The sequence below is a fragment of the Ruegeria sp. YTSC199 genome, from assembly GCF_059609725.1.
Map to the genome: position 1 here is coordinate 42,622 of NZ_JBXWMF010000024.1, position 24,739 is coordinate 67,360.

26 protein-coding genes and 3 pseudogenes are annotated in these 24,739 nt (G+C 55.3%); 13 read left to right on the top strand and 16 right to left on the bottom strand.

Annotated features, from left to right (window positions below):
* Positions 1–3 precede the first annotated feature (3 nt).
* Positions 4–278 (top strand): annotated as a pseudogene (locus tag AC2FEE_RS19650) (IS6 family transposase); the annotation flags it as partial.
* 126 nt (positions 279–404) lie between these two features.
* Here AC2FEE_RS19650 and AC2FEE_RS19655 read toward each other — a convergent pair.
* The 7 genes from AC2FEE_RS19655 to AC2FEE_RS19685 form a co-directional block, all read right to left on the bottom strand.
* Positions 405–749: a RidA family protein gene (locus AC2FEE_RS19655; protein ID WP_496867025.1), complete on the bottom strand. Its 345-nt coding sequence runs from the start codon at positions 747–749 to the stop codon at positions 405–407.
* 14 nt (positions 750–763) lie between these two features.
* Positions 764–1,879 (bottom strand): NAD(P)/FAD-dependent oxidoreductase, encoded by a 1,116-nt coding sequence (locus AC2FEE_RS19660; protein WP_496867026.1) that lies wholly within the window; start codon positions 1,877–1,879, stop codon positions 764–766.
* Entirely contained in the window at positions 1,876–3,324 is a 1,449-nt protein-coding gene (locus tag AC2FEE_RS19665) for an FAD-dependent oxidoreductase (RefSeq protein WP_496867027.1), read from the bottom strand. The genes AC2FEE_RS19660 and AC2FEE_RS19665 overlap by 4 nt, the downstream gene beginning before the upstream one ends.
* The gene (locus AC2FEE_RS19670) at positions 3,260–3,571 is read right to left on the bottom strand and encodes a (2Fe-2S)-binding protein (RefSeq protein ID WP_496867028.1); all 312 of its coding nucleotides are present in this window, start codon (positions 3,569–3,571) and stop codon (positions 3,260–3,262) included. Before AC2FEE_RS19670 ends, AC2FEE_RS19665 begins: the two co-directional genes overlap by 65 nt.
* A gap of 74 nt (positions 3,572–3,645) precedes the next feature.
* Positions 3,646–4,638, bottom strand: a complete 993-nt coding sequence (dctP, locus tag AC2FEE_RS19675) for a TRAP transporter substrate-binding protein DctP (protein ID WP_496867029.1) — start codon at positions 4,636–4,638, stop codon at positions 3,646–3,648.
* Between the two features lie 36 nt (positions 4,639–4,674).
* Positions 4,675–5,973, bottom strand: a complete 1,299-nt coding sequence (locus tag AC2FEE_RS19680) for a TRAP transporter large permease (RefSeq protein ID WP_496867030.1) — start codon at positions 5,971–5,973, stop codon at positions 4,675–4,677.
* Positions 5,970–6,464: a TRAP transporter small permease gene (locus AC2FEE_RS19685; protein WP_496867031.1), complete on the bottom strand. Its 495-nt coding sequence runs from the start codon at positions 6,462–6,464 to the stop codon at positions 5,970–5,972. Before AC2FEE_RS19685 ends, AC2FEE_RS19680 begins: the two co-directional genes overlap by 4 nt.
* 144 nt (positions 6,465–6,608) lie before the next feature.
* On the opposite strand from AC2FEE_RS19685, the gene AC2FEE_RS19690 reads away from it, so the two are divergent.
* Entirely contained in the window at positions 6,609–7,523 is a 915-nt protein-coding gene (locus tag AC2FEE_RS19690; protein ID WP_496867032.1) for a LysR substrate-binding domain-containing protein, read from the top strand.
* Between the two features lie 31 nt (positions 7,524–7,554).
* Here the strand turns inward: AC2FEE_RS19690 and AC2FEE_RS19695 are convergent, their stop codons facing one another.
* Positions 7,555–8,274: an IS6 family transposase gene (locus AC2FEE_RS19695; protein ID WP_496867033.1), complete on the bottom strand. Its 720-nt coding sequence runs from the start codon at positions 8,272–8,274 to the stop codon at positions 7,555–7,557.
* A 156-nt stretch (positions 8,275–8,430) separates the two neighbouring features.
* Between AC2FEE_RS19695 and AC2FEE_RS19700 the strand changes: the two genes are divergently transcribed.
* A complete protein-coding gene (locus tag AC2FEE_RS19700; protein WP_496867034.1) occupies positions 8,431–8,940 on the top strand; it encodes a GNAT family N-acetyltransferase in 510 nt (169 codons plus the stop codon).
* A gap of 114 nt (positions 8,941–9,054) precedes the next feature.
* Here the strand turns inward: AC2FEE_RS19700 and AC2FEE_RS19705 are convergent, their stop codons facing one another.
* Positions 9,055–9,429 (bottom strand): lysozyme inhibitor LprI family protein, encoded by a 375-nt coding sequence (locus tag AC2FEE_RS19705; RefSeq protein ID WP_496867048.1) that lies wholly within the window; start codon positions 9,427–9,429, stop codon positions 9,055–9,057.
* A gap of 235 nt (positions 9,430–9,664) precedes the next feature.
* On the opposite strand from AC2FEE_RS19705, the gene AC2FEE_RS19710 reads away from it, so the two are divergent.
* Entirely contained in the window at positions 9,665–9,928 is a 264-nt protein-coding gene (locus AC2FEE_RS19710; protein ID WP_496867035.1) for a hypothetical protein, read from the top strand.
* Positions 9,912–10,593, top strand: a pseudogene (locus AC2FEE_RS19715) (IS6 family transposase). Before AC2FEE_RS19710 ends, AC2FEE_RS19715 begins: the two are co-directional and overlap by 17 nt.
* Positions 10,594–10,648: 55 nt before the next feature.
* On the opposite strand, the pseudogene AC2FEE_RS19720 reads toward AC2FEE_RS19715, so the two are convergent.
* A pseudogene (locus tag AC2FEE_RS19720) lies at positions 10,649–10,939 on the bottom strand (GlxA family transcriptional regulator); the annotation flags it as partial.
* Between AC2FEE_RS19720 and AC2FEE_RS19725 the strand changes: the two are divergent.
* Positions 10,912–11,541 carry a helix-turn-helix domain-containing protein gene (locus AC2FEE_RS19725; protein WP_496867049.1) on the top strand — a complete coding sequence of 210 codons (630 nt, stop codon included), beginning with the start codon at positions 10,912–10,914 and terminating at the stop codon, positions 11,539–11,541. The pseudogene AC2FEE_RS19720 and the gene AC2FEE_RS19725 sit on opposite strands and share 28 nt — an antisense overlap.
* Here the strand turns inward: AC2FEE_RS19725 and AC2FEE_RS19730 are convergent.
* From AC2FEE_RS19730 to AC2FEE_RS19750, 5 genes are read right to left on the bottom strand one after another with little or no spacing between them, the layout of a single operon-like run.
* Positions 11,519–12,016 carry a GNAT family N-acetyltransferase gene (locus tag AC2FEE_RS19730; protein ID WP_496867036.1) on the bottom strand — a complete coding sequence of 166 codons (498 nt, stop codon included), beginning with the start codon at positions 12,014–12,016 and terminating at the stop codon, positions 11,519–11,521. The genes AC2FEE_RS19725 and AC2FEE_RS19730 overlap by 23 nt on opposite strands.
* A 28-nt stretch (positions 12,017–12,044) precedes the next feature.
* Positions 12,045–13,112 (bottom strand): heme-dependent oxidative N-demethylase family protein, encoded by a 1,068-nt coding sequence (locus AC2FEE_RS19735; RefSeq protein WP_496867037.1) that lies wholly within the window; start codon positions 13,110–13,112, stop codon positions 12,045–12,047.
* 13 nt (positions 13,113–13,125) lie between these two features.
* On the bottom strand, positions 13,126–14,088 hold the full coding sequence (locus AC2FEE_RS19740) for a PDR/VanB family oxidoreductase (RefSeq protein WP_496867038.1): 963 nt from the start codon (positions 14,086–14,088) through the stop codon (positions 13,126–13,128).
* Positions 14,085–14,681 carry a dimethylamine monooxygenase subunit DmmA family protein gene (locus AC2FEE_RS19745; RefSeq protein ID WP_496867039.1) on the bottom strand — a complete coding sequence of 199 codons (597 nt, stop codon included), beginning with the start codon at positions 14,679–14,681 and terminating at the stop codon, positions 14,085–14,087. The genes AC2FEE_RS19740 and AC2FEE_RS19745 overlap by 4 nt, the downstream gene beginning before the upstream one ends.
* A 55-nt stretch (positions 14,682–14,736) precedes the next feature.
* Positions 14,737–15,882, bottom strand: a complete 1,146-nt coding sequence (locus AC2FEE_RS19750; protein WP_496867040.1) for an aminomethyl transferase family protein — start codon at positions 15,880–15,882, stop codon at positions 14,737–14,739.
* A 340-nt stretch (positions 15,883–16,222) separates the two neighbouring features.
* Between AC2FEE_RS19750 and AC2FEE_RS19755 the strand changes: the two genes are divergently transcribed.
* The 6 genes from AC2FEE_RS19755 to glnT all read left to right on the top strand — a co-directional run bounded on the left by AC2FEE_RS19755 (position 16,223) and on the right by glnT (position 22,345).
* Entirely contained in the window at positions 16,223–17,596 is a 1,374-nt protein-coding gene (locus AC2FEE_RS19755; RefSeq protein WP_496867041.1) for an ammonium transporter, read from the top strand.
* A gap of 11 nt (positions 17,597–17,607) precedes the next feature.
* Positions 17,608–17,823 (top strand): hypothetical protein, encoded by a 216-nt coding sequence (locus AC2FEE_RS19760; protein WP_421596300.1) that lies wholly within the window; start codon positions 17,608–17,610, stop codon positions 17,821–17,823.
* A 149-nt stretch (positions 17,824–17,972) separates the two neighbouring features.
* Positions 17,973–18,902, top strand: a complete 930-nt coding sequence (locus tag AC2FEE_RS19765) for a class II glutamine amidotransferase (protein ID WP_496867042.1) — start codon at positions 17,973–17,975, stop codon at positions 18,900–18,902.
* A 1-nt stretch (position 18,903) separates the two neighbouring features.
* Positions 18,904–19,587 carry a protein GlxC gene (locus AC2FEE_RS19770; protein WP_496867043.1) on the top strand — a complete coding sequence of 228 codons (684 nt, stop codon included), beginning with the start codon at positions 18,904–18,906 and terminating at the stop codon, positions 19,585–19,587.
* Positions 19,588–19,607: 20 nt separating this feature from the next.
* Positions 19,608–20,936, top strand: coding sequence for an FMN-binding glutamate synthase family protein (locus tag AC2FEE_RS19775; RefSeq protein WP_496867050.1), 1,329 nt, complete (start codon positions 19,608–19,610; stop codon positions 20,934–20,936).
* Positions 20,937–21,016: 80 nt separating this feature from the next.
* Complete coding sequence (gene glnT / locus AC2FEE_RS19780) at positions 21,017–22,345, top strand: type III glutamate--ammonia ligase (protein WP_496867044.1); 1,329 nt, start codon at positions 21,017–21,019, stop codon at positions 22,343–22,345.
* A gap of 428 nt (positions 22,346–22,773) precedes the next feature.
* Here glnT and AC2FEE_RS19785 read toward each other — a convergent pair whose 3' ends face one another.
* Complete coding sequence (locus tag AC2FEE_RS19785; protein WP_496867045.1) at positions 22,774–23,208, bottom strand: group II truncated hemoglobin; 435 nt, start codon at positions 23,206–23,208, stop codon at positions 22,774–22,776.
* Positions 23,209–23,346: 138 nt separating this feature from the next.
* Here AC2FEE_RS19785 and AC2FEE_RS19790 point away from each other — a divergent pair, with 138 nt between their 5' ends.
* Complete coding sequence (locus tag AC2FEE_RS19790; protein ID WP_496867046.1) at positions 23,347–24,192, top strand: EamA family transporter; 846 nt, start codon at positions 23,347–23,349, stop codon at positions 24,190–24,192.
* Positions 24,193–24,739: the final 547 nt, after the last annotated feature.

The following is a 24,739-nucleotide window of genomic DNA, read 5'->3' on the forward strand; positions in this document are numbered from 1 at the left end:
TACATGATCTCTTTCAAGGGTACTCAATATCCGAAGGGCGTTATCCCGTTCGACGTGTTTTTCTATGTCCGGTACGGCGTGTCATACCGGACCTGGAGGAGATCATGGGTGAACGAGGCGTAACGGTAGATCACACCACGCTGAACCGTTGGGTCACGCGATACTCTCGCGCCATTGAAGAAACTGCGCGGCGGCGAAACAAGTCGGCAGCCACGAAATTCTTCGCTCGCATGATGGTGATCAACGGTCTTCCCAGAAAGATCGTCATCGCCCGCACTCCTCTGCCGAATTTCGGTCCGCCGATATCACAAGCGTTTCAGTTCAAACAGAGAGACCCACAAGTTTGCGACACATCCGATTAAGGGGCCGCTCTACCGAACCTTTTGAGACCCAACGGGCTTAACCTAGTCGTAAGCCGCAGTGACAATCATCTCGACCTTTAGTACGTCGCGCGCCAGCTTAGCTTCACCACAAGCGCGGGCCGGCGCGTGACCTTCCGGTACCCATGCATCCCAGACGGCGTTCATCTCGGCGAAATCCGCCATGTCAGCCAACCAGATCACACATTGCAATATGCGGGTCTTGTCGCTGTCCGCCTTATCCAACAGATCCTCGACCTTGGACAGGATGTCGCGGGTCTGATCCGCAACCGTAGAGGCATCCGAGGTCTGGCCGCACAGATACGCAACACCATTGTGCTTGACGATCTTGCTCATGCGAGTACCGGTTTCAATACGTGTGATTGCCATGTTTGATATCTCCTTTACAGGACCTTGCGGTCAAATCGGTCGATACGGAAAGATGACAGATTGAAACGACCCTGACCGCCAGTCACCAAATCCGCCAGAACCTGCCCCACGACAGGTCCCATTTGAAATCCATGCGCAGAAAACCCGAACGCGTGGAAGGCACGCGGAGCGTTTACTGCAGGGCCTATTACAGGAAGATTGTCCGGCATGTAAGCTTCTAACCCGGCCCACATCCGGTTGATGCTGGCCTTGCGCATGATCGGAAAAAACTCTGCTGTAGTGCGGCACGCAGCAGCAAGTTTGGCGTAGTCCAGCCGTGTGCGGTTGCTGGCGCGGTCGGCAAATCCCTTGGCACCGCCGCCGATCAATACCGTGCCGTTTTTGAACTGCTTGAAGCTGAGCTGGCGGCTGACCGCACCAACGACCGGCTTGGCAAAACGTGGCATCCGGGCTGTGATCATCAGCATCGGTGCAGAGTGGCTGAGGGGGACGTTGTCGCCGATCATCAGGGCAATTTTGTCCGCCCAGGCACCGGCGCAATTGACGACAGTTTCAGCCTCATATGTGTGACGCGCACCCTGCGCCAACCACGTTTCCCCGACGCGCCGAAGGCCAACCACCTCTTCGCCTTCGACAATCTGTGTGCCCAGTTTTTCCGCTGCCAGACGAAATGCCGACGTCGCCTTGTAGGGGATGGCGTATCCATCCAATTCCGAGATCACACCACCAACGCAGTCGGGATTCACATAAGGTAAGCGTTCCCTGAGTTCGGCCTGGTCGATAATCCGTTCATGTGTGTATCCAGCGTCTTGCATCTTGGCCTCGCGGGCCTGCGCGCTGGCCAGATCCGCCTCATCCACCGCAATGTTGACCAGTGTCTGGCGGCGAAATCCGGTGTCATAACCCAGATCCTCATCCAGCGTCTGCCACATCTCCATCGACGCTTTAGACAAGGGGACTTCGGCCATATCTCGGCCCAGCAACCGTACCCCACCAGCGTTGACGCCCGAGGCATGTCGTCCGGAGTAGTCCTTTTCAATTACCATCACTGAGGCACCCTTGCGGGCCAGATGGTACGCGGTTGCGCAACCTTGGATACCGCCGCCAATAATCAAAACGTCCGACTTCATTCCGCAGCCTCCGCCGATACCAGGCCATACCGGCCAAGTTCATCCAGAGACAGTAAGCGCTGAGGGCTGCGCAAGCGGTAATACCCAACGGCTTCGGGACTTTCTTCACGCCACCGCGCCAATAGGCCGGTCACCACATGGCCGCATTGCCTACCCTGGCATGGCCCCATTCCGCATCGGGTCAGAGATTTCAGCGCATTGGGGTCGCGCGCGCCTTGTTCGAATCCCTTGCGCAATTCGCTCAAAGACTGTTCTTCGCAACGACATACCAAAGTCTCTGCGTATCGCGGCAATCTCAGTGCCTCGGTCGGGCGGTAGAGACAATCGATGAACTGGCGAAAAGGTTTCAAGGCGGACAAGTAGTTCAGATCAGCGCTTGTCTTTTGATCCCTGTCGGCTTGGGCAATCCGACCTAGGCGAAGCAGGATATTCTGCGCTGCCACGCGCCCGGCGGCACGCGCACCGTTGGCACCGACAATTCCGGCTCCATCGCCGGCGACCGAAATATGTGCGACCGAGCTTTGGCCAAAGGCATCAACCGTGGCCTGCCAACACGATTGTGTGTTGTTCCAATGATGCGCCAGCCCTAACGCCCGGGTCATGTTCAGATTGGGCTGGACGCCATGATGCAGAAACACGGTATCGGCCAAGACCTCGAGTTGCCGGCCCGATGACACAAAACGCAGCCCTTTGGCCCTATCATCGCCGATTACCTCCAGGTTTTCGGCGTATCTGTATGTGGTTACGCCCGAAGCGCGAATTTCCCGCAACAAAGACAAACCCTTGCGAATGTCCCCAACCTGCCGCAAAGCACGCGGTATCATAGGGACGGCATCCAAATAATGCTGTCGCGGAGTGGTGTCGACTAGAGCGGCCACAGGCACGCCAAGGCGTAGATACTGCACCACAATCAGGTACAACAGAGGGCCCGATCCAGCAAAGACGGCTCCGTCCGCAACAACTGCATCCGATTTCAGCATCACCTGTGCGGCACCGGCTGTCATGACGCCAGGCAAGGTCCAGCCGGGGATCGGCATGGGTCGTTCCATCGCCCCGGGGCACAACAGCATTTCTCGGCTATGCAATTCGCGGGTGTTGCCCTGATGAGAAAAAAGAATTCGACCATCATCCCCCAGATGCCATACGTCTGCACCGGCAAGATGTGCCGCCCCTGATTGTTCAAACTGGGTGATCAGATCGACTCCGGCCGCGTAGTCCGGCCCAAGACTTGCAGCGTCCGGCAATGGGCTATCTGCTGCGGAGCGATAAATCTGCCCCCCTGCCCGTTCTGCACGGTCCAGCACAGCCACATCAACTCCGGACCGCGCCAATTCAATGGCGGCAGACATTCCAGCTGGCCCAGCCCCAACGATCGCGCAGTCAAAGGCCTTCATCGGGCGCCTCAGTGTCTTCGGTAATGTCTTGTGTGATGACATGCATTCCATCAGCCACGCGACGCAGGCAGGCTTGTTGATTGGGAAGGCCATCGATTTCGACCATGCATTCGTAACAGACACCCATGGCGCAGTAAGCGCTGCGCGCTTCTCGCGATTGGGTCGCCTTGCGGGTCACGACCTGACCGGTCACGGCCATCGCCGACCAGACCGACTGGCCGCCGCGCGCATTGACCGATCGACCATTGACGCTCAGCGTAACCAGATCGTGGTCATCGTCTTGCAAATATCTGAACATAGGCTGATCTCCGTGGGCTGGCAGGGCAAGGCGCGGGGAGAGGCACGCCTTGCCCGATCGTGGGGCCTGACCGGTTATTCGCCGATCTTGTCAAGGATGGACTGACCCCAATCCTGACCAACGTCCTCCAGGACCTGAGGCCAGACTTGCGCGCGCACATGGGCGGCGGTGGCAGCAAGCTCTTCGTCTGTCAGTGATACAATTGTGGCGCCATTATCGGCCAGTTTCTGTTCGAAGGCGCCCTGATCCGCTTCGGCTGTTTCCCAGCGCTTGGCTTCGAACGCCAGCGCAGCCTTTTCCAACGCCGCACGATCTTCGTCACTCATATCGGCCATCGTGCCCGCGTTGATGATCATATACCAAACTTCGAAATGCGTGTTGACGGGCACATACGCGGTGGTCACATCACGGAATGAGGCATAATAGCCCTCGGCCCCCGATCCAACGACACCGTCAACAACGCCGGTCTGAACCGCGGTGAACGCCTCAGAAAAGGGGATCGGAGAAGAGATATAGCCCAGAGCATCGGCCGTCAGCTGAAAGCTTTTGATGCCGGGCACGCGTACCTTGATACCTTTCGCGGCTGTCGGGTCGCCCGCGCTCACAGCGTTGGTGTTCAGAGCAACGCCACCGAAATACACCGGATAGGCGGCCAGCATGGTGATGTCCTGTTTGGCATAGAGATCTTTCATCGCACCGTGAATCGCACCGCCGGGGCCGTAGATCTTTTTCGCCTCTTCCCAGTTTGCGGCCACATAGGGGAATGCCGAGATCTGCATGCGGCGATCAACAGCCGTGGCTGCGGGCTGAACGGCCATGTCAATGGCGCCAACCGAGATGCGTTCCTGAACCGAGGTGTAATCACCAAGTGCAGAGGCCGGGAACAGGTTTAGTTCAAGAGAGCCGTTAGTGGCGGTCTTCAGATCGTCTGCAAAGGCGCGCAGTTCATTGTCGATGGTGGCACCCTGGGGGCGGATGTGGCTGATCTTCAGCGTGTCGGCGGCGGCGATGCCCGCAGTTGCCACAACGGCCGCAGCCAGACAGGTGGGTTTCAGAAAGTTCATCATGGATAAGTCTCCTCCGTGAATGATGAAGTGGGCGGTTTAGTAGCCAAAGAAGCGAGGCAGCCACATCGACAGGTCTGGCCAGAAGCTGGTCAGAAACACGACGGGCAAATAACCCAGCAAAATAAGGGTCATGGCGGGTCGGATCACCTTGGTGACAGGCACCTGGCCGATACGCGCACCGAGATACAGGATCGAGGCATATGGCGGCGTTACGCCTCCCATCGCGGTGTTGACGCCCATAATTGCTGCAAACTGGATAGGGCTGACACCGATTGCCTGCATCAGTGGCAGCAGTAGCGGTGCGATAAGAATGATAGCAGTTACGTCATTGACCACCATGCCGACCAAGAACAACAGGACATTGATGAGGACCAGCAACAGCGCCTTGTTTTCGGTCACCGAAAAGATAGCCTGCACGATGGCTTGCGGTATGCTTTCCAATACGAACATCTGGCTGAGGATCATCGAGAACAGGATCATCAGCATGATCGCCCCGACGGAAGTGGCTGCTTCTCTTCCTGCGCCCAAAAAGGTGCGTACATCCAGCCCTTTGTAGATCAGGAACCCAACCGGAATTGCATAGATCACCGCCACTGCAGCGGCCTCGGTCGGCGTCATGATGCCACCGTAAATGCCGCCCAGAATGATAACCGGCATCAACAAAGCAGGCGTAGCCTTGAACCCGCGATGGGTCGCTTCGGACATGAACGCCGTGCCTTTGAGGGGTTCATTTAGTTGCAGTGGAAACTTGCGCGCCATCCGGATATTGACTGCCGAAAAGCTCGCCATGATCAGCAGGCCGGGGCCAAGCGTCGCCAGGAAACAGGCCAGGATTGATGTATCAGTCACCCAACCATAAACGATCATCGTCACGGAAGGTGGGATTAACAGTCCAAGAAGTGATGCGTTCGCAATCAATGCCGTTGCGTATTCACGCGGGTAGCCCTGCTTCTCCATTTCCGGGATCAGCAGCGGACCGATCGCAGCGACACCGGTCAGGCCAGAACCTGAGATCGCTCCGATCAGTGCACAGGACACCGTGGCCACAACGCCCAGTCCGCCCCTCAGGTGACCAATGAAGATGTTGACGAAATTGAGAAGGCTCGCCGCAATGCCGGATACGGACATGATTGTCCCTGCCAGAACAAACAACGGAATGGCCAGCAGCACCGGGTTTCCCAACTGTTGGAAACCCCACAGCATATTGCCTTTCATGACCACGTCATCGGCGAAATACATCACCATCAGACCCGCACCAAAACAGTAGGGTAGCGGAACACCAAGCGTCAGCAGGACGACCAGAACCAGTACGGCCAAAAGCGCGATCTCGATCATTTCAGGCCTCCATCAACGACAGGTTCAGCAGCAAGGGAAAACAGTGCGCGCAAGTGCATCAGCAGATGCCAGGCGGTGAAGATCATCATCAGGACCAACCCGACAAACAAAGCGACATCGACATAAAAGGTTGGCAAATACAGCGTTGGGCTCTCGCGCCAGACGCGCATCGAATACATGGTGAAGTTCCAGGCCCATGTAGTCAGCCAGATACCCACGATCAGGCTGATGACCTCACCTATGACAGCAAGAACCTGATGCTGACGTTCCGTGGACAAAAAGATTTCGAGCACATTGGCGCGGATATGCGTGTTCTCGCGCGAGGCATTGACCGCACCCAACATGTACAGCCACAAGGTGGGATAAAGCAGGCTTTCCTCCAGCCCCATGACCGGGATTTCCAGCACATAGCGAGTGATCACCTGCACAAACTGCCCAAGAGCAACCAGGCAGATCAGAACTGTCAGCAAGACGCTAGCAAAGCGTGTCATTTCCCCCTCCGTCATAGCGAATGCATGCGGTGCATTCGTGGCGGGAAAATCACGTGCTGAGCATATCAAGTCAAAACGATTTAATTGATTGTTGAATAAAGCTAGTTTATGGGATGGCAAAAAGATAAGGATTAACAAAGGCGCATGAATCTCAGCTTTCGCCAATTGCAGGCCTTTCGAGAGGTTATGCGGACAGGGTCGGTATCTGGCGCCGCCCGAATCCTGGGCCGAACTCAGCCAGCTGTGAGCGCGCTGATCGCAAATCTCGAGGCCGAATTGGATATCGCCCTGTTCCGCCGACAGCGCGGGAAAATGGCCCCTACCCCCGAGGCGCAGTATTTCCTCACCGAGGCCGAGGCGATCCTGGATCGCCTGTCGCTTTCAACCCGAACGATGCGCGAAATTGGCGGGCTGACGAAGGGGCGTCTGAACATTGCCTGTATGCCAGCCGCCTCCAGCCTTTTAATGCCGCAGCTTCTGGGTGAGTTCTTGTTAGATAAACCAGAAGTAAAAGCTTCGTTGATGATGCGCGCGTCCCCGGTGATCGAGGAATGGGTGGCATCTCAGCAATACGATATTGGATTGGGTGAAACCCCGAAACCCACTGCAGCAATTGATACGGTCGACTTTGACATGAAGTGCGTATGTGCGATCCCTGCGGGTGATCCACTGGCTGAACTTGAAACAGTCCAGGCGCACCACCTGTCGGGTCGTCCGATGGCCGGGTTGCAGGAAGGGCACCCGAACCTGATTGCAACCCAGAGAGCATTCGCCGAGCAAAAAGCCAGTTTCGAACAACGGTTCGAACTCAGGACCTTTCACCCGGCATTAACTCTGGTGGAAAAAGGACTCTGCTACTGCGTCTGCGATCCCATTACCGCAGTTGGGTACGTCAATATGCGACCCGAGCCGAGACCCATCGTTTTCCGGGCGTTTCATCCCCATGTCGTTTTGAACGTCTCAATTATGCAACCGGCGCATCGTCCTCCATCTGCATTGGCCAGTGAATTTGTTCGGCAATTGGAGGCGGCTCTGGAACGCGTTAACAATCAGTTTTGAGAAGTGTTTGTGGGATTCTGTCGCAAACTTATTAGATGGCGGAGCATCCGTGGAATTGGTGAGCAGTTAACATTGCCAGTTGGGCGAACTGCTGAAACGGCCGGAGTCCGGGCGTGAATTGACCTTTGCGGATCAAGTTGACCAGTTCGATACCAGCTAAGGCAGATACTGCTGAATCGAAAGATTTGAAACCAAGCATGGGGCTGATCCGACGTTCGAGAAACCGATGGTCTTGTTCAATGATGTTATTGAGATATTTTCGCCTCACCATCTCGATCGGTATCGGACACCCAAAGCCTCTGAGCATCTTGTTGATCAACTTGATCCCGGCTGTGTTCGCACCGCTTTTGCCGACGACAGTTTTTCGCGGCAGCCCGTTCACTTCGAGTTCACGGGCAAAGAACTTCGTTGCAGCAGCTTTGTTACGGCGCCTGGACAACATGAAATCGAGCGTCTTGCTAAATTTATCGATGGCGCGATAGAGATACACCCATTCGCCCTTCACTTTCACATAAGTCTCATCCATTCGCCATGAAAGGTCTGCGGGATGCTTTCTATACCGCGCTGCTTCAGCAATGAGGCCGGCATTTCGACTGACCCAGCGGTTTAGCGTTGCATGATCCAGATCAACGCCACGTTCCGCCATGATTTCTTCCAGATCACGGTAAGAAACACCGTAACGCAAGTGGAAAAAGACAGCATGCAAGATCACGTCCTTCGGAAAATGTGCGCCTATGAATGAGATCGTCACGGCCTGCTCCTGTCATGTTCCGGTGCGCGCTACCAGAAATGTACTCGACCTGACAGGTGGGGACGAAGCTTGTGACAGAACCATCTGACGTACAATAAGTTCCGTTCCATTCGTTAAATCATTGAGGGTACATCGCCTTTGTGATGCACTTTAGGTATGAATGATAGCAGCAACACCAATTCGAGAACCCATGCCGACATGGCATTGCCAGAGATCCGCATCGCAAGACGGACTGACATCCCAGAGGTTGTGCGTCTGCTTTGGGATGACGAACAGGGCCGACGACGCGAGAGTGTATCACCTGAGGACGCTACTGCCTATTTGACTGCCTTTGAGCAGATTGAATGCGATCCGAACAGTCAGGTGTTCGTCGCAACACATGATGATGCGGTGATTGGATGTCTTCAACTGACAGTAATACCCGGCTTGTCCTATCGTGGTATACGCCGTGGTCTGGTTGAAGATGTCAGGGTCGAGCGACCCTATCGAGGTCGCGGTATCGGTGGGCTTCTACTCGCGCATGCCGAGGCCCGAGCAACGGAACACGGATGCAGCCTGATCGAACTATTCGTACACGGAGAACGGACAGCCGCCCACCGGTTTTATGAGCGGGCGGGATACATCGGAGAACATAGAGCGTTCAGGAAATCTCTGGCTTCAGTCTAAGCGCGCAGAAAACCAACATCGTTGCAAAGCGCAGCATCAATCGGCTTGGGCATACAGCGAACCTTTGAAACGACCCACATGACCGCTTCTAATACCTAACTCGATGAGCCGAGTTCAGTAGGACTGGAGTTCTTGAATCCGTTTTCGCGTTTGATACTCGTAACACGTCTGGATCCTAAGGTTCGCGTCGCCCCGGGCAGCGACACCGATCCTACTGCAATCCGCGTCACGAAAGGCAATCCATGCACGCTGTGCTTCCCTTAAAGCTACTTTGTAGTCATCAGCAAGCGGCCAGCTTGGGTCAACGCCGCTTATTATCTCTTCATAGACACGGTTGAGTTCTTCGTCCGCCTCGCTCAAAGACTTCTCTACACATGCCCAAGCTCCTTCGCTATCACCGTCCTGCTGAAGCTGGCGCCAGCAGGGGCCGTCCGTCACGGAGGCAGGATCAGTTGGAGCGGGTAATGGTGTTGTTTGCGCTACTGCCATACTCGCAACAAAGACTCCGCTGAGAAACCCAATGACGTTCACTCTGTTCTGGTTCCAGATCCACAATTTTCCTGATTCCTTATGTAGATGTCGGCAGCTTCACCGAAGCTGACATTGATAGATTGCGCAACACTTCCACGGCTGACGTGCAGTCAGCGCACAGGACGAACTTCTGCAAGCGTATCTGTGGCGCGCGAAGCTACCCTTTAAGACTAAGAAGAGCACCGGCTGCCTGATGAACATAATTACTTTTGGTTCGGCGCATCGACACCTATCAATCGCCGCGATCCCGGCGCCGCGCAATGTCTGCCAGGCCCCGGGCCAGCAGGTCGAAAACGATCCGGATGCGGCGGCTGGTCTGAAGCTCGCGGTGGGTGACCAGCCAGATTGGAAACTCAAGGGCTCTGTCGCAAACTTCGTCCCTACCTGTCAGGTCGAGTGCATTTCCGGTAGCGCGCACCGGAACATGACAGGAGCAGGCCGTGACAATCTCCTTTAAGGGCGCGCATTTTCCGAAAGACGTGATCTTGCACACGGTTTTCTTCTACCTGCGCTACGGTGTTTCTTAACGTGATCTGGAAGAAATTATGGCGGAACGTGGCGTAGTTCTGGATCACGCGACGCTAAACCGCTGGGTCAGTCGACATGCCGGCCTCATTGCTGAAGCAGCGCGGTACAGAAAGCATCCCGCAGACCTTTCGTGCCGAATGGATGAAACCAAAGTGCGGGTCAAAGGCAAATGGGTATTTCTTTTTCGAGCGATCGAAAACACGGCAAAACCCCGGATTTCATGTTGTCCGAGCGCCGGAATAAAGCCGCTGCGACGAAGTTTTTCGCCCGCGCGCTTGAGGTGAACGGTCTACTGCGTAAGATCGTCATCGACAAAAGTGGTGCCAACACATCTGGCGTCCAGGCGGTCAACAAGATGCTCAAGAGCTTTGGTCGTCCGATCCTGATCGAGATGGTCAGGCGCAAACACCTCAATAACATCATTGAACAGGATCACCTTTTCATCAAACGAAGGATCAGACCCATGCAGGGGTTTAAATCTTTCGCTTCAGCCGCATTTCACTGGCAGGTATCGAACTGGTCAACATGGTCCGAAAAGGTCAGTTCACACCCGGACTCCGGCCGTTTCAGCAGTTTGCTAAATTGGCTGGATAAACAAACTACCAATTCCATTCATGCTGTCATCCAAGAGGTTTGCGACAGAACCGCAAAATGTCTCTTGTCCGGCGATCTCATTTGCGGCACGTAGCGGTTCGATCACCAATGACAGGCATGCCATCGGAAAGCCGTCAAACAGAAGGAATCCGGTTTCCATTCTTTTTTCTGTCAGCATGAATATTTTACTACCAGGAAAAATTGGTGATATGGTAGTCCCAGTTGTATTGGGGATTGCGCCACGCCTGCTTGCGGAACCGGATTGGGCAAGTATAGCAAGACATCGAAAGAGTAAAATTGAAAAAACGCGACAAAGAAATGGCGGCAAATCTGACGCAGGACCCACATTCCGTTCGTTCGGGTGACAGAGAAAAAGTTCTCGAAGTTGCCATCGGCCGCGAGGTTCGCGCCTTTCGCAAACAGCAGAACACTACGGTCGCGGAACTGGCCCAGCTAACCGGATTGTCGATCGGCATGCTGTCCAAGATCGAGAACGGGAATACGTCACCTTCCTTGACGACATTACAGTCGCTGGCGGACGCACTGTCAGTTCCATTAACAAGCTTCTTCAGACAGTTTGAAGAGCGTCGCGAGGCGGTTCATACAAAAGCTGGCGAGGGCGTTGAACTGGAGCGCGAAGGAACACGTGCCAACCATCAATATAATCTGTTGGGGCATATTGGCGCCAACGGGTCAGGCGTAATCGTAGAGCCCTACCTGATAACACTAACCGCTGAATCCGACGTGTTCCCGACATTTCAACATGGAGGAATTGAGACTATTTACATGTTGGAAGGCGAGGTAGACTATCGCCACGGAGACCAGATCTATCCCCTGAAGCCCGGCGACACCCTGTTCTTTGATGCCGACGCGCCCCATGGTCCGGAACGATTAGTCACTCTGCCGGCACGATACATTTCAGTGATCAGCTATCCGCAGACAAACTGACCGGCTTTCGCAATAAGAAATTCGTAGGCCTGTCGAAACCTTCGTGATTATCTATACCTACGATCATAAACCCAAGCCTTGAAAATACGCGGTGACTTTCAGTGAGTTCCACGCGCGTTTCCAGTTCTAACGCAGGAAGATCAAGTTCTACAGCGCGGCTTTCTGCGTGATTGACCAACGTGCGGCAGATACCCTGCCCTCGCTTTCCTTCCTTCACCGCCAGTTTTCCAAGGTATAAGCTGTCGGTTTTGGGCGTCAGGAACATGCACGCAAAAAGAGGTCGACCGATGGCCCAGATTTCACCACCATCGTTACAATGGGCCTGCATCCCTTCCACGGTCAGATCATGAACAGAAGACGGAGGGTCGATCCGACCTTCCATGTACTGAAATGACGCACGAAGTAGCGCAATCGCGTCATACAATGCGAAGTCATCACTCGGAATGAGCCAGGGTATTTCATCCGGATCAGTCATATGAGCCAAGACACTTCGCAATGCAGGCCTACTTTGACAAAGGCGGTTCTGTTTCCAGATCCGGCCAGATACCAGGCGAGGTTGGTAGCCCATCGTCAAACTGGCTGAGATAGTCGAGCATCATCGGCCGGTTGTCGATGAAACCTTTGTATGTCGCCAACTCGTCAGGTAAATCACGGATAACGCGGTGCAGGCGTCGGCCCCATTTTGGCACTGTCATCAGATCCTGAAAACTGCACAGATAGCAGCGGATCGGGAATACCAGCGCATTGGAACGCGGCAGCCGAAAGAAGGTTTGCAGCTCGACCCGCAAATGCTGCTTGTGGCCGATGTTCTCTGGCGTCAGAGTCGTCTTCTGGATGCCCCATTTATGGTAGTTCTCCGGGCTGGTATCCAGCAGCGGGTTCACGGTCATGGTCCAGTTCAGACGCCGCGCTGGCGCGCCCTGCTGGATATTCAACAGGAATTTCAACGCACGCTGGAAAATTCCCATTTCATGGGCTTTCGGAACCGGTGCGTGCCACTCAAAAAAGTTCATGCCGATATCGAAATCCAAACTCCAATCGGCTTGCGTCGTCACCATACCAGCATCCATCCACAGCATTTCGTCGCGCTGATCAAGTACGGCAAAATCGCCCTGTGCCTGACGGGTGATGTATTCCATCGGCCCATAGGGCAGCGTGGTTTCATCCATGAAGGTAAAGCTGTGATCGATACCTAGCGGTTTGTTGATCCAGCGCCACTGATTGCCGTTGCGATGCAGTTCGAACAGATCAGGGTAATCCTCGGATTTGCTGACCATGATCAGTTCCAGCAGATCCCAGCCGGCCAAGGTCATATGCGGCAGAGACTGACAGCGCAATGGGTCCTGGTCCAAAACGAGGGCACGGTCTTTCATCTCGGACACATAGTGTTCGTCCACATCGAACCGCATCTCATAGACCGAGCCTTCGGGCCCGCCCCGGTGCTGTTCCATGTTGACCGAATACATGTAACTGTCTTCGTGGAATGGGAACGGAAACCGCTTGATCGCCCAGTCCGAGTTGTGAAACGTATAGTCGTCGCGGAAGGACTCGTCGTTGAATTGTATGGTCATGTTTGGCCTCCTGTCAGCGGTCCAGCACGAGGGACTTGCCCTCGAAACGCGATACGCAGGGCATGATTTTCTTGCCCGCAGCCTTTTCTTCGTCGGTCAGCCAGTGATCGCGGTGCACAAAGTTTCCGTGGTGATCCAGCACCACGGTTTCGCACTGACCGCAGGCCCCACCGCGGCACAGATACGGCGCATCCACCCCTTGCCGTTCGATGGCTTCGAGCAGGCTTTCATTTTCGCCCACATGAATGACCTTGTCCGATTTCGCCAGTCGCACCTCGAACGGTTTGCCAGGTTGAGGCGCCAGGAATTCTTCGTAATGCACGCAATCTTCGGGCCATCCTTCTGCGGCGGCGGTGGTTCGCACCCAATCGATCATACCCTTGGGGCCGCAGACGTAGACATGTGTACCCAGAGGCTGCCCACTGAGAAGATTCTTCAGATCGATCTGCTGGCTCTCATCGTCGTAATACAAATGCGTTTCGTTCGGATGCCTGTCTGTTAATTGCTCGGCATAAGACGCCAACGCAGTATTTCGGCACGCATAGTGCAGTTCCCAATGTCCGTGCAGCAATTCCAGCTGTTTGATCTGCGCCAGAAACGGGGTGATCCCGATGCCACCGGCCAGAAACAGGTGCTTGCGGGCCCGCAGGTCGAGCGAGAACAGGTTGACCGGGTAGCTAATGGTCATTTCATCGCCCAGCTTGACTTGACGGTGCATGAACAACGACCCGCCCCTGCCCTCATCATCGCGCCGGACCGAGATTGTATAGGACGACTGATCGAACGGATCAGACATTAGTGAATAGGGATTGAGCCGTGTGATGCCGCCATCCTGCATTTCGACAACAGTATGCGCTCCGCCCGAAAATGTTGGCAACTGGCCTCCGTCGATACGTTCGAAACGGAACCGCGTCACCAGCTCGTTCAGCGGGGTGATTTCGGTCACTTTGACCTGGATTTTCTCGGCACCGCTCATTCGTATATCCCTTTCGGCTCGGGCACGTTGCCATGATCTTCGGCATCGACACGGACGCCCTGATAGGCGGCAAGGCGGCGGGAATAGTGATCGCGCACAAACAGGTTCAGCCCGCAATGCGCGCAGACAAACGGGTCAACCTCGACATCTTCGGTAATGCCCTTGCAGTGCACGCATTGCATTCGACGCGCAACCGATCCGCGATGTTCGGTCTGGATTGCCGTGTGCGGCAGGCCAACGGCCATCACTTCGTTCATGGCCTGACCCATCATGCCCTCAGAGCCGGTCAGATAGACCTGCAATCCCATATGCGCGTCTTCCAGCACACGGCGAATACGCTGAAGCGCGGCCTCATAGGACGGACCTTCGTAGAACTGCGCAGGGTTCAGCGCCTGCAGCCTTTCGGAATAGTTCGTTCCTTTGGGAATGTAGATCAGGTGGGTCTTGGCCATCAGGTCGGGTGCCGCGATGGCAAAAACGGCTTCGGCGCCTTCGGCCTCAGCGATCATGAGATGATGTTCGCCCGGGCGAACCTCCAGCGTGCCCCAGACCGGGCGGCTTGCGATTGACTTGGGAAATTCGAACTTTGACATTGTGCCCTCAAATAGGAAAAGGGCGCCACGGTGTGTCCGTCGCGCCCCCTGAAACTCAGCCCTTTGCGGTTCTGATGGATTTGTCCTGATCGTAGAACGGCATCTCTTCCGCGGTTGCTGCTATTTCTGTCCCATCACCGTTGCGCACCGTCAGTTTGGTGCCAGGTGACGCACAGGCGACCGGCATCCGCGCGATACCTACGTTGTGGCCATTAATGTCGGAATACATGCCAAAGGTGACAACACCGACTTTTTCACCGTTTTGCAGCAGGTCAGCGCCTTCGTCCGCCGGGGTCGTGCCGTCCAGTTTGACACCGTAGATCTTGAACCGTTCTTTCCCTTGTGAGGCATAGTGGTTCTCAGCGCCGATAAAGCCGGTTTTTCCCGGCGAAACCGTGAATTCCAGACCCAGCTCCCATAGCGTATCACCACATGTCTCATCGTCGAACGGATAGGTTTCCGAGTTGTCGCCCGGGTAAAACAGCAGGTAGCTTTCGGTGCGCAGCAGGTCGAGCGTCGAGAACTGTACTGGCACGATGCCCATGTCTTTACCGTCGGCCAGGATATTGTCCCAAAGGTGAACAGCGTGCTTGGCCTGACAGAAAATCTCATAGCCACGCTCACCGGTGTAGCCAGTCCGCGAAATCATCACCGGGCAACCGTAGAGCTTGGTCTGCATGATACCGAAGTAAGCTAGGTCGCGAATCCCGGGGATGTGCTTGGCCAGGAAATCAACGGCCACCGGCCCCTGCAGCGACATATCATGCATGTCGTCGTCAAAAATGACCGAGCAATTCTTGCCCGCTGCCACCGATGTCAGCTGCTCCATGCCCGTTCCTGTGCCGTGCACGACAAGCCACATGTTCACCGAGAGACGATAAATGATGCAGTCATCAATAAATTTGCCTTCGGCATTCAGTATCGACGCATAAGTCGACCGGCCCGGCATGATTTTTTCGACGTTTCGTGTGGTAACGCGATCAATGACATAGGCGGCATCTTCACCAACAACATGAACCTTTTTCAGACCCGAAACATCCATAAGACCCGCTTTGGTTCGAATTGCTTCGTAGTCAGCTTTGGCGCGTTCAGGGCTGTGGTCATAGAACCAGGCGGTTCCCATACCGTTCCAGTCCTCAAGCTCGCCGCCGATATCGGCATGGCGTTGCGCAAGGACCGACGTCCTCCAAAGAATGGCCATGGTTCAGGTCTCCCGTTGAGTGTTTTTGTTGGCCATATTGAGGCCGATGTTGGGTTGAAAATCAACACCTACGTGCAGATATTTTTCCTGTTGGGAATATTTGCCTGCACTTTTCGCACCCTGGATACATCCAGCAGAAACGCAATTTTCATAATTTTATCAGCGTTTTAATACCGTTTTGTATATCCGAAAACGTATTCCAAGCACTGGCCTTAAAGATGCTTGCCCCACATATCTATTGACAGGTCGTCAATGAAATTGTCCCCTGAGTAGATATTTTTTCCCAGCAGGAAATACTCCGCAGAGAGACCTCCTGCTGCAACAACAGGGAGACTACGAAGTGGATGGTAATCTAAATGCACTCACGACGGTCTTTACCGAGTTTTATTACTGGGTAACGGTCGTCTTCATGTTCCTCATCCATGTGGGCTTTTGCATGTACGAGGTCGGCGCCAGCCGAGCCCGCAACCATATGCACACATTGATGAAAAACATCATGATCATCCCATTGGTGACGGTCACGTTCTTCTTCTTCGGTTGGTGGATCTACTGGGCCTTTCCAAACTTTCCGTTCTGGGGCGGTCTGGACACTGAAGCTGGCGCCGCAAATCTGCCGTGGGCGGACACGATGGGCACCAATCTGGGCGATAGAATCACAGGTGTCTTCTGGGCTGCATTCCTACTGTTTTCGTGGACCGCAGCCTCGATCGTTTCGGGTTCTGTGATCGAACGAATCAGATCCTCGGCCCTTTGGGTACATGCGGTTCTGATCGGGTCGGTTTTCTGGATCATCGATGCCGCATGGGGTTGGCACTATGACGGCTGGATGGTGCGCGTTCTTGGGTATCACGATGCCTACGCATCGGGTGTTATCCACGCAATCGCAGGTGGTTATGCACTTGGTGTGATCATGGTTCTGGGTCCGCGGCTTGGTAAGTTCGCCAAGGATGGCACGCCCCGTGATATTCCACCGCACAACCCGTGGCTGCTGACGATTGGGATTTTCCTGATCTATACTGGTTTCTGGGGCTTCTACGCTGCATGCAACGTCCCGGCGATCTCGCCAGAAGCAATCGATGGCCAGATCACTGGTGTAACCTGGACAGCGACCAACATCTATCTGGCACCGACCACGCTGTCGGCGATCACCTTCAACTTCCTGATGTCTCTGTCCGGCGGTTTAATGGCAGCCTATGTCGTGTCCAAGGGCGACGCCTTCTGGACATTCTCGGGCGGCTTGGCTGGTATTATCACTGCTTCGGCAGGTAACGACCTTTATCACCCGATCCAGGCCATGATCATTGGCGCGATCGGGGTCGTGATTGTCTACAAGCTGCACTACTGGGTTGAGCGTCGGTTCAAATTGGACGATGCCGTCGGTGCGGTTGCGGTACATGGGTATTCCGGTGTCGTCGGTTTGATTATCGCAGGTATCGTCCTGTGGGGCGTGCCTTCGTCGCCATTTGAAGGCTACGCAACAATCAATCCGATCGGCCAGATAACCGGCGCGGTCATCATGTTCTTTGTCCTAGGCTTTATGCCCGGTTGGATCGTGGCGAAGTTGCAAGCCGCAGCCGGTGTCCTTCGTATCCCGGAAGAGGTTGAACTTCAGGGCCTCGATTATGCTGAACACCATGCCTACGAAGATGCCAAAGCAGCAATCATTGCAGCCGACAAGGAAGAGCTGGCTGCCCGTGGCGTAGCTGCAGAATAAGGGAGAAAGATATGTCTACGAATGGATACACAAACTGGTCTGTCGATCTTGCCGAGGTCGGTCCTATCTACCCTTTTCAAGGCTACGAAGTCCTTATGGTCATCATTGGCGTCGTATTCTGGATCGGCTGGCATCGCATCCAGTTCGTCCGGGAAGGTGAGCACCTTGAGAAAGCACGCCATACTGGTGACGAAGAGAAGGTGAAGGCTCAGCTGGAACGATATTGATTCAGCCTCAAAAGCTTGCAATGGGCGCAAAAAGTCAAAGGTTGCGTCCATTGCCTCTTAGGAAAAAAACTTTCCTATCATTATTGATGTCCCGTAGATTTATTGGTACCGTCGAATCATAACGAAACACACAAGGAGATCTGCCAGCCATGTGCGGAATTGTTGGATTATTCCTCAAAGACCAGTCTCTTGCGCCCCAACTGGGCAATATGCTGACAGACATGCTGATCACGATGACAGATCGTGGCCCCGACAGTGCCGGTATTGCGATCTATGGCGCAGAGTCGGCAGGCAAAACCAAGATTACGGTTCAGTCCCCCATCCCCGAAACCGACTTTGTCGATCTGGCTGATGAGCTGGGCAGAAGTCTGGGCGCTCCGGTTGGTCAGTCAGACAACGACACACATACCGTCCTGGAGATTCCCGTTGGTCAGTTCGAAGCCGCGCGCGCTGCACTGGCCGAAATCCGCCCTTCGGTTCGGATCATGAGCCGCGGCGAAAGCCTCGAAATCTACAAGGAAGTCGGCCTGCCCAAGGATGTTGCAGAGCGCTTCAACCTCAGCGGCATGAGCGGCACTCATGGTATTGGGCACACTCGCATGGCGACGGAATCCGCGGTGACGACAATGGGTGCCCACCCTTTCAATACAGGATCCGATCAGTGCCTGGTTCATAACGGGTCGCTGTCCAACCATAACTCGTTGCGCCGCAAGCTGCGCCGCGAAGGCGTGACGATCCAGACCGAGAACGACACCGAAGTGGGTGCGGCATACCTGACCTGGAAGATGATGAACGGTGCCACTTTGGGTGAAGCTCTGGAATCCAGCATTGATGATCTGGATGGGTTTTTTACCTTCGTGGTCGGCACCAAAGACGGCTTTGGCGTCGTACGTGACCCAATCGCCTGTAAACCTGCGGTGATGGCGGAAACAGATCAATATGTGGCCTTTGGCAGCGAATATCGCGCCCTGGTGAACCTGCCCGGTATCGAAGATGCGCGGGTGTGGGAACCTGAACCATCCACCGTTTATTTCTGGTCGCACAAAGACAGGCCCACAACCCACGAAAAGGCCGCATGATATGCAGACCTATAATCTAGAGACAGACGGTCTGCGCGGATTGAACTCGTCCCTGCAGGCGCAAAACGCCGAGACCAACCAGACCCATTGGGAAATTGTGAATCCAAAGGGCAGCCATGCAATCGCCGTTGGGCTGGACGCGCCGATTGAGGTGACGGTTAAAGGCTCGACTGGATACTACTGTGCTGGGATGAACCAGCAGGCAACCATCAAGGTTGAAGGGTCCGTTGGACCCGGAGTTGCAGAAAACATGATGTCCGGTCAGGTCATCGTGAATGGTGACGCCAGCCAGTATGCCGGGGCGACCGGCCATGGCGGGTTGCTTGTGATCAAGGGCAATGCCAGTTCGCGCTGTGGCATCTCGATGAAAGGCATCGACATCGTCGTTCATGGCAATATAGGCCACATGTCCGCCTTCATGGCGCAAGCTGGAAATCTGGTGGTTTGCGGGGATGCAGGTGATGCGCTGGGGGACTCACTCTATGAAGCACGGCTGTTTGTGCGTGGGTCGGTCAAAAGCCTCGGCGCCGATTGCATCGAGAAGGAAATGCGCCCCGAGCATCTGGATATCCTAAGGGATTTGCTGAACCGCGCAGGCAGCGACGCCAAACCGGAAGAGTTCAAACGCTATGGTTCGGCCCGTCAGCTGTACAATTTCGACATCGACAATTCCGCCGCGTACTGAGGAAGAAGGGTATGAAAGATATGGACGATCAGATCCCCCGCACCCTGCCGATCCAGTCGGCGACATTCACCAATCCGATCAATGCAGAGATCCGGCGTGCCGCGGCCACCGGCATCTATGACATTCGAGGCGGTGGTGCGAAACGGAAAGTGCCGCATTTCGACGATTTGCTGTTTCTGGGCGCGTCGGTGTCACGCTATCCGTTGGAGGGCTATCGGGAACGGTGCGATACTTCGGTAACGCTGGGCACCCGCTTTGCCAAGAAACCTATCGAGCTGGATATCCCGATCACCATCGCCGGCATGAGCTTTGGCGCATTGTCTGGCCCGGCAAAAGAAGCTCTGGGCCGTGGTGCATCCGCAGCGGGCACGTCAACCACCACCGGAGATGGTGGCATGACGCCCGAAGAGCGTGGTCATTCCACCAAGCTGGTCTATCAGTACCTGCCGTCGCGCTACGGCATGAACCCCAATGACCTGCGCAAGGCGGACGCGATCGAGATCGTGGTCGGTCAGGGTGCCAAGCCTGGCGGCGGTGGCATGCTGCTGGGGCAGAAGATCAGTGATCGGGTGGCTGAGATGCGCACCCTGCCCAAGGGCATCGATCAGCGTTCCGCCTGTCGCCATCCGGACTGGACTGGCCCGGACGATCTTGAAATCAAGATCCTTGAACTTCGAGAAATCACAGATTGGCAGGTACCGATCTACGTGAAGGTTGGCGCAACACGCCCCTACTACGACACTGCTTTGGCGGTGAAGGCTGGCGCTGATGTTGTCGTGATGGACGGCATGCAGGGTGGCACCGCCGCGACGCAGGACGTGTTCATCGAACATGTCGGGCTACCGACGCTGTCCTGCATTCGCCCGGCCGTGCAGGCGCTGCAGGATCTGGGTGTGCATCGCGAGGTTCAACTGATCATCTCGGGTGGTATTCGAACCGGTGCCGACGTCGCCAAGGCAATGGCCTTGGGTGCAGATGCAGTCGCTATCGGAACCGCTGCCCTTGTCGCGCTTGGGGACAACGATCCGAAGTGGGAATCCGAGTACCAGAAGCTGGGCACAACCACGGGTGCCTACGACGACTGGCACGAAGGTCAGGACCCGGCGGGTATCACCACGCAGGATCCCGATCTGGCCAAGCGTCTGGACCCGGTCGATGCGGGCCGAAGATTGCGCAACTATCTGAAGGTGATGACGCTTGAGGCTCAAACCATCGCGCGCGCCTGTGGGCATAACCACCTGCACAATCTCGAGCCAGAGGACTTGTGCGCCCTGACAATGGAGGCAGCTGCCATGGCGCGGGTGCCGCTGGCGGGAACCAGTTGGTATCCGGGCAAGGAAGGGTTCTGAACCGATGCTGCGCGGCTCCCTGATGGGGGCCGCGTTTTTGCTTTGAAAAACCAAATTTCAACAGGGAAAGGAAAGCAATCGTGACAACAGATCTCGCAGCTTTCGCAAAAGAAAAAGGCGTCAAATACTTCATGATCTCGTTCACCGATCTGTTCGGCGGACAGCGGGCTAAACTGGTGCCCGCGCAGGCGATTGCCGACATGCAGGAAGATGGCGCAGGTTTTGCCGGATTCGCCACCTGGCTGGACATGACGCCAGCACATCCCGACATGCTGGCAGTGCCGGACCCGTCCTCGGTCATTCAACTGCCCTGGAAGCCCGAAGTTGCCTGGGTCGCTGGCAACTGCGTGATGGAAGGAAGCGACGTCGCGCAAGCCCCACGCAACGTTCTGCGCCGCCTGATCGATGAAGCCGCCGCCGAAGGTCTGCATGTCAAAACCGGTATCGAGGCCGAGTTCTTTCTGCTGACCCCGGATGGTGAACAAATCAGCGACCCGTTCGATACAGCCGAAAAGCCCTGCTACGATCAGCAGGCCGTAATGCGCCGCTATGATGTGGTCCGCGAGATCTGCGACTACATGCTGGAACTGGGCTGGGGCCCCTATCAGAACGACCACGAGGACGCCAACGGCCAGTTCGAGATGAACTGGGAGTTTGATGACGTCCTGCGCACGGCAGACAAGCACTCGTTCTTCAAGTTCATGACCAAGTCGGTTGCTGAAAAGCACGGTCTGCGCGCGACGTTCATGCCGAAACCGGTCGAAGGGCTGACGGGCAATGGCTGCCATGCCCATATCTCGGTCTGGGATGCGCCGGGTAAGGCGGCCAAGACCAACGTGTTTGCGGGTGAAGGAGATGGCCCCACCGGCGAGGTCGGATTGGGAGAGCGCGGCAAGCACTTCCTTGGCGGCATCATGAAGCACGCCTCGGCTCTGGCGGCGATCACCAACCCCACGGTGAACAGCTACAAGCGGATCAACGCCCCGAGAACGATGTCCGGGGCTACCTGGGCACCCAACACCGTAACTTGGACCGGCAACAACCGGACCCATATGGTCCGCGTCCCCGGCCCCGGACGGTTCGAACTGCGCCTGCCGGACGGGGCAACCAACCCATACCTGCTGCAAGCCGTCATAATCGCGGCTGGTCTGTCGGGTATCCGATCCAAAGCAGATCCCGGGAAGCGTTGGGACATCGATATGTATGCCGAAGGCCATAAGGTGCGCGGAGCACCGAAATTGCCTCTGAACATGCTTGATGCGCTGCGTGAATATGACAAGGACAAAGGCCTGAAGGCTATGATGGGGGCCGAGTTTTCGTCTGCCTTCCTGAAGATGAAGCATCAGGAGTGGAATTCCTTCGTGTCGCATTTTTCGCGGTGGGAAAAAGAAAACACCCTGGACATTTGATCCAGTGAAACCGGACGACATCAGGGTCGCGGTTTATACTGCGGCCTTGTTCACCAACCCGCCACGATCCCCCAATGAATGTACTTGTCTTTCAACACACGCCGCGTGAACCCCCGGGGCGTTTGACAAGGTCTTATTGGCGACACCGCGGAAAACGTGCGCCTTTTTGTGGGCCCAATCTCAGCTTTGGACGATCGTATATTCTGTTGGTTTTGGCGGTCCCATGGACATATCGTCAAGTGATCCAGCTAAGTCTCAATGAACTGTCGAATTGCTTGGGTCCGGAAATGCTGTGCAGGAGATGCCGTAGAAATGTGAGGATATCGTCAGCAAAGAACTCTGAATGACATCTGGCAATTCCGCTCGTCTTCGCCTGATAAGACGAGTCAGGCGTTTTTGACTGCTGACTTCAAAAACCTGCATTTTTTCTAGTCTGAAACTTCTCGTCCTTTTTCCCGATCAACCACGATGCGCCAGTCGGGAACGTCATTAATAAGCATCAGTGCCGCGCGTCTTAAAGTTCTTCGCATTTTGTCCACCACAGGGCCATGCATATCACACTCTTCCAAAGCGGCATCAAAGGTTTCCAGCCATAGCTCTGCATCCGCCTCGCGTATGGGTACATGGGCATGAATCTCCCGTAAGTCCATGTGGCCAAACCGTTCGCGGTAGTAGGCCCGCCCGCCCAAAAACCCGCTAAGAAATTCGAACTGCGCCTGTCTTGTATGGTTCAATCCGTGGCCACGAAAATGCAGGCGATGCAGGGAATGCACTTTCGGGTCAGTCTCCATTCGGTCGTAGAAATGTTCGACAAGCGCCCGCAGTTTCTCTTCGCCACCAAGTTGATTCAAAGCCGAGGACATAGGTGTTTTCTCCAAGTCTTCATCGCCTATGTATTGCATATCAGGAAAATTTGTTTATCACCAGTGACATCTTGGCGCTGTTGATTTCTGGAACAAAAACATGCCAACCACACCGAAACCACAACGAACTTCCCTCACATGAGTGCCCTTGCACTTGGACTGCTGGCCGCGTTGTGCTGGGGCATTCATGACCTTTCCGTCCGCTACATCAGCCAATCTGTCAGCGTGATCGCCTCGCTTATGACCGTGCTGCTCTTCGGAGCCATCCTGCAGACCGGGCTGGTGGTAGTTAGAGGAGACATCATTTCAATATCCGGCTACGCGATAACATATTCAATTGCAGCAGGTGGGTTTTATCTATTGGCTGGGCTCAGCATGTACGAGGCCTTTCATCGAGGACCCGTGCGATTGGTTGCGCCGCTTGTCGCCAGCTACCCGGTTCTGTCCATCACCGTTGCGATCTGGCAAGGTTCGACCGTCAGTGCATGGCACTGGCTTGCCGTAATCGCGATCGGTGTCGGGGTATCTATCGTCGCGTCCCGCTCGGACAGTACCGAGGCAACTTACCCTGCGCCTGGCCCGACCATTGCCTTGTCTCTGCTTGCCGCAACCGGGTTCGCAGCAGCATTTGCCTTGGGTCAATACGCAGCAGAGATCAGTGACGAATACACCGTGTCGCTACTTGGTCGGCTTACAGCAATCCTTATTCTGGCTGGGATAGCTTTCGCGTCTCGCAATTCGATCTGGCCCGGCGCACAAGCGCTGCCGTTGTTATGTTTGATGGGTCTTTTGGACGCCGTCGCAATCCTCAGTGTGGTTGCAGCTGGCGGGTTACCCGATGCCCAATATGCATCTGTCGCGGCCTCGGTGTTTGGGCTACTAACCATAGTGCTTGCCTGGGCTGTATTGAATGAAAGTATGGCGCCTAGCCAGTGGGTTGGTTGTGTCATCGCTTTTGTTGGAATCGGCTATCTCGCTCTCTGAGCACCACCCAATGCGTTGACCATCTTATAGGCCCGATGGGCCGCAATTGCGCTATTAATCAGGCACTCAATTTCGCCTGGACGCACCGGGCCGGGAACATGCCACGCTCCTGGTCGAAGGAGGTTTTTGTGCGATTGTAGTTGGCCCCGAAGTTTCAAGACATCTATGTGCCGCGGCGCATCCGGTAGTAACAGAACCGCAAAAACGTCCGCCGCCGAATCCAAATGGCGTATCTGGGCAGTACATTCTGCCATCGACATGCCCTGCCCCCAGAACTGCTGATCCACCGGCATTCCCGAGCATGTGGCGCGCATCAACAAAGCGCGGGATCGGATAGAATTGGAATGCGACACGCCGATAGACACGATTACCATGCGAGAGTTGCGACCTGCTAAATGCCAATAACTGCTGGCATCGGAACGGATGGAAGAGCCACCACCAGTTTGAACAGCGGCACCAACCCTCACACCGTCAGGCCTTCGGGTTCCGGGAGTTTGTTTGCGCGGCATGCGGCTGTGAGGGTATTTGCAAGCAGGCAGGCAATGGT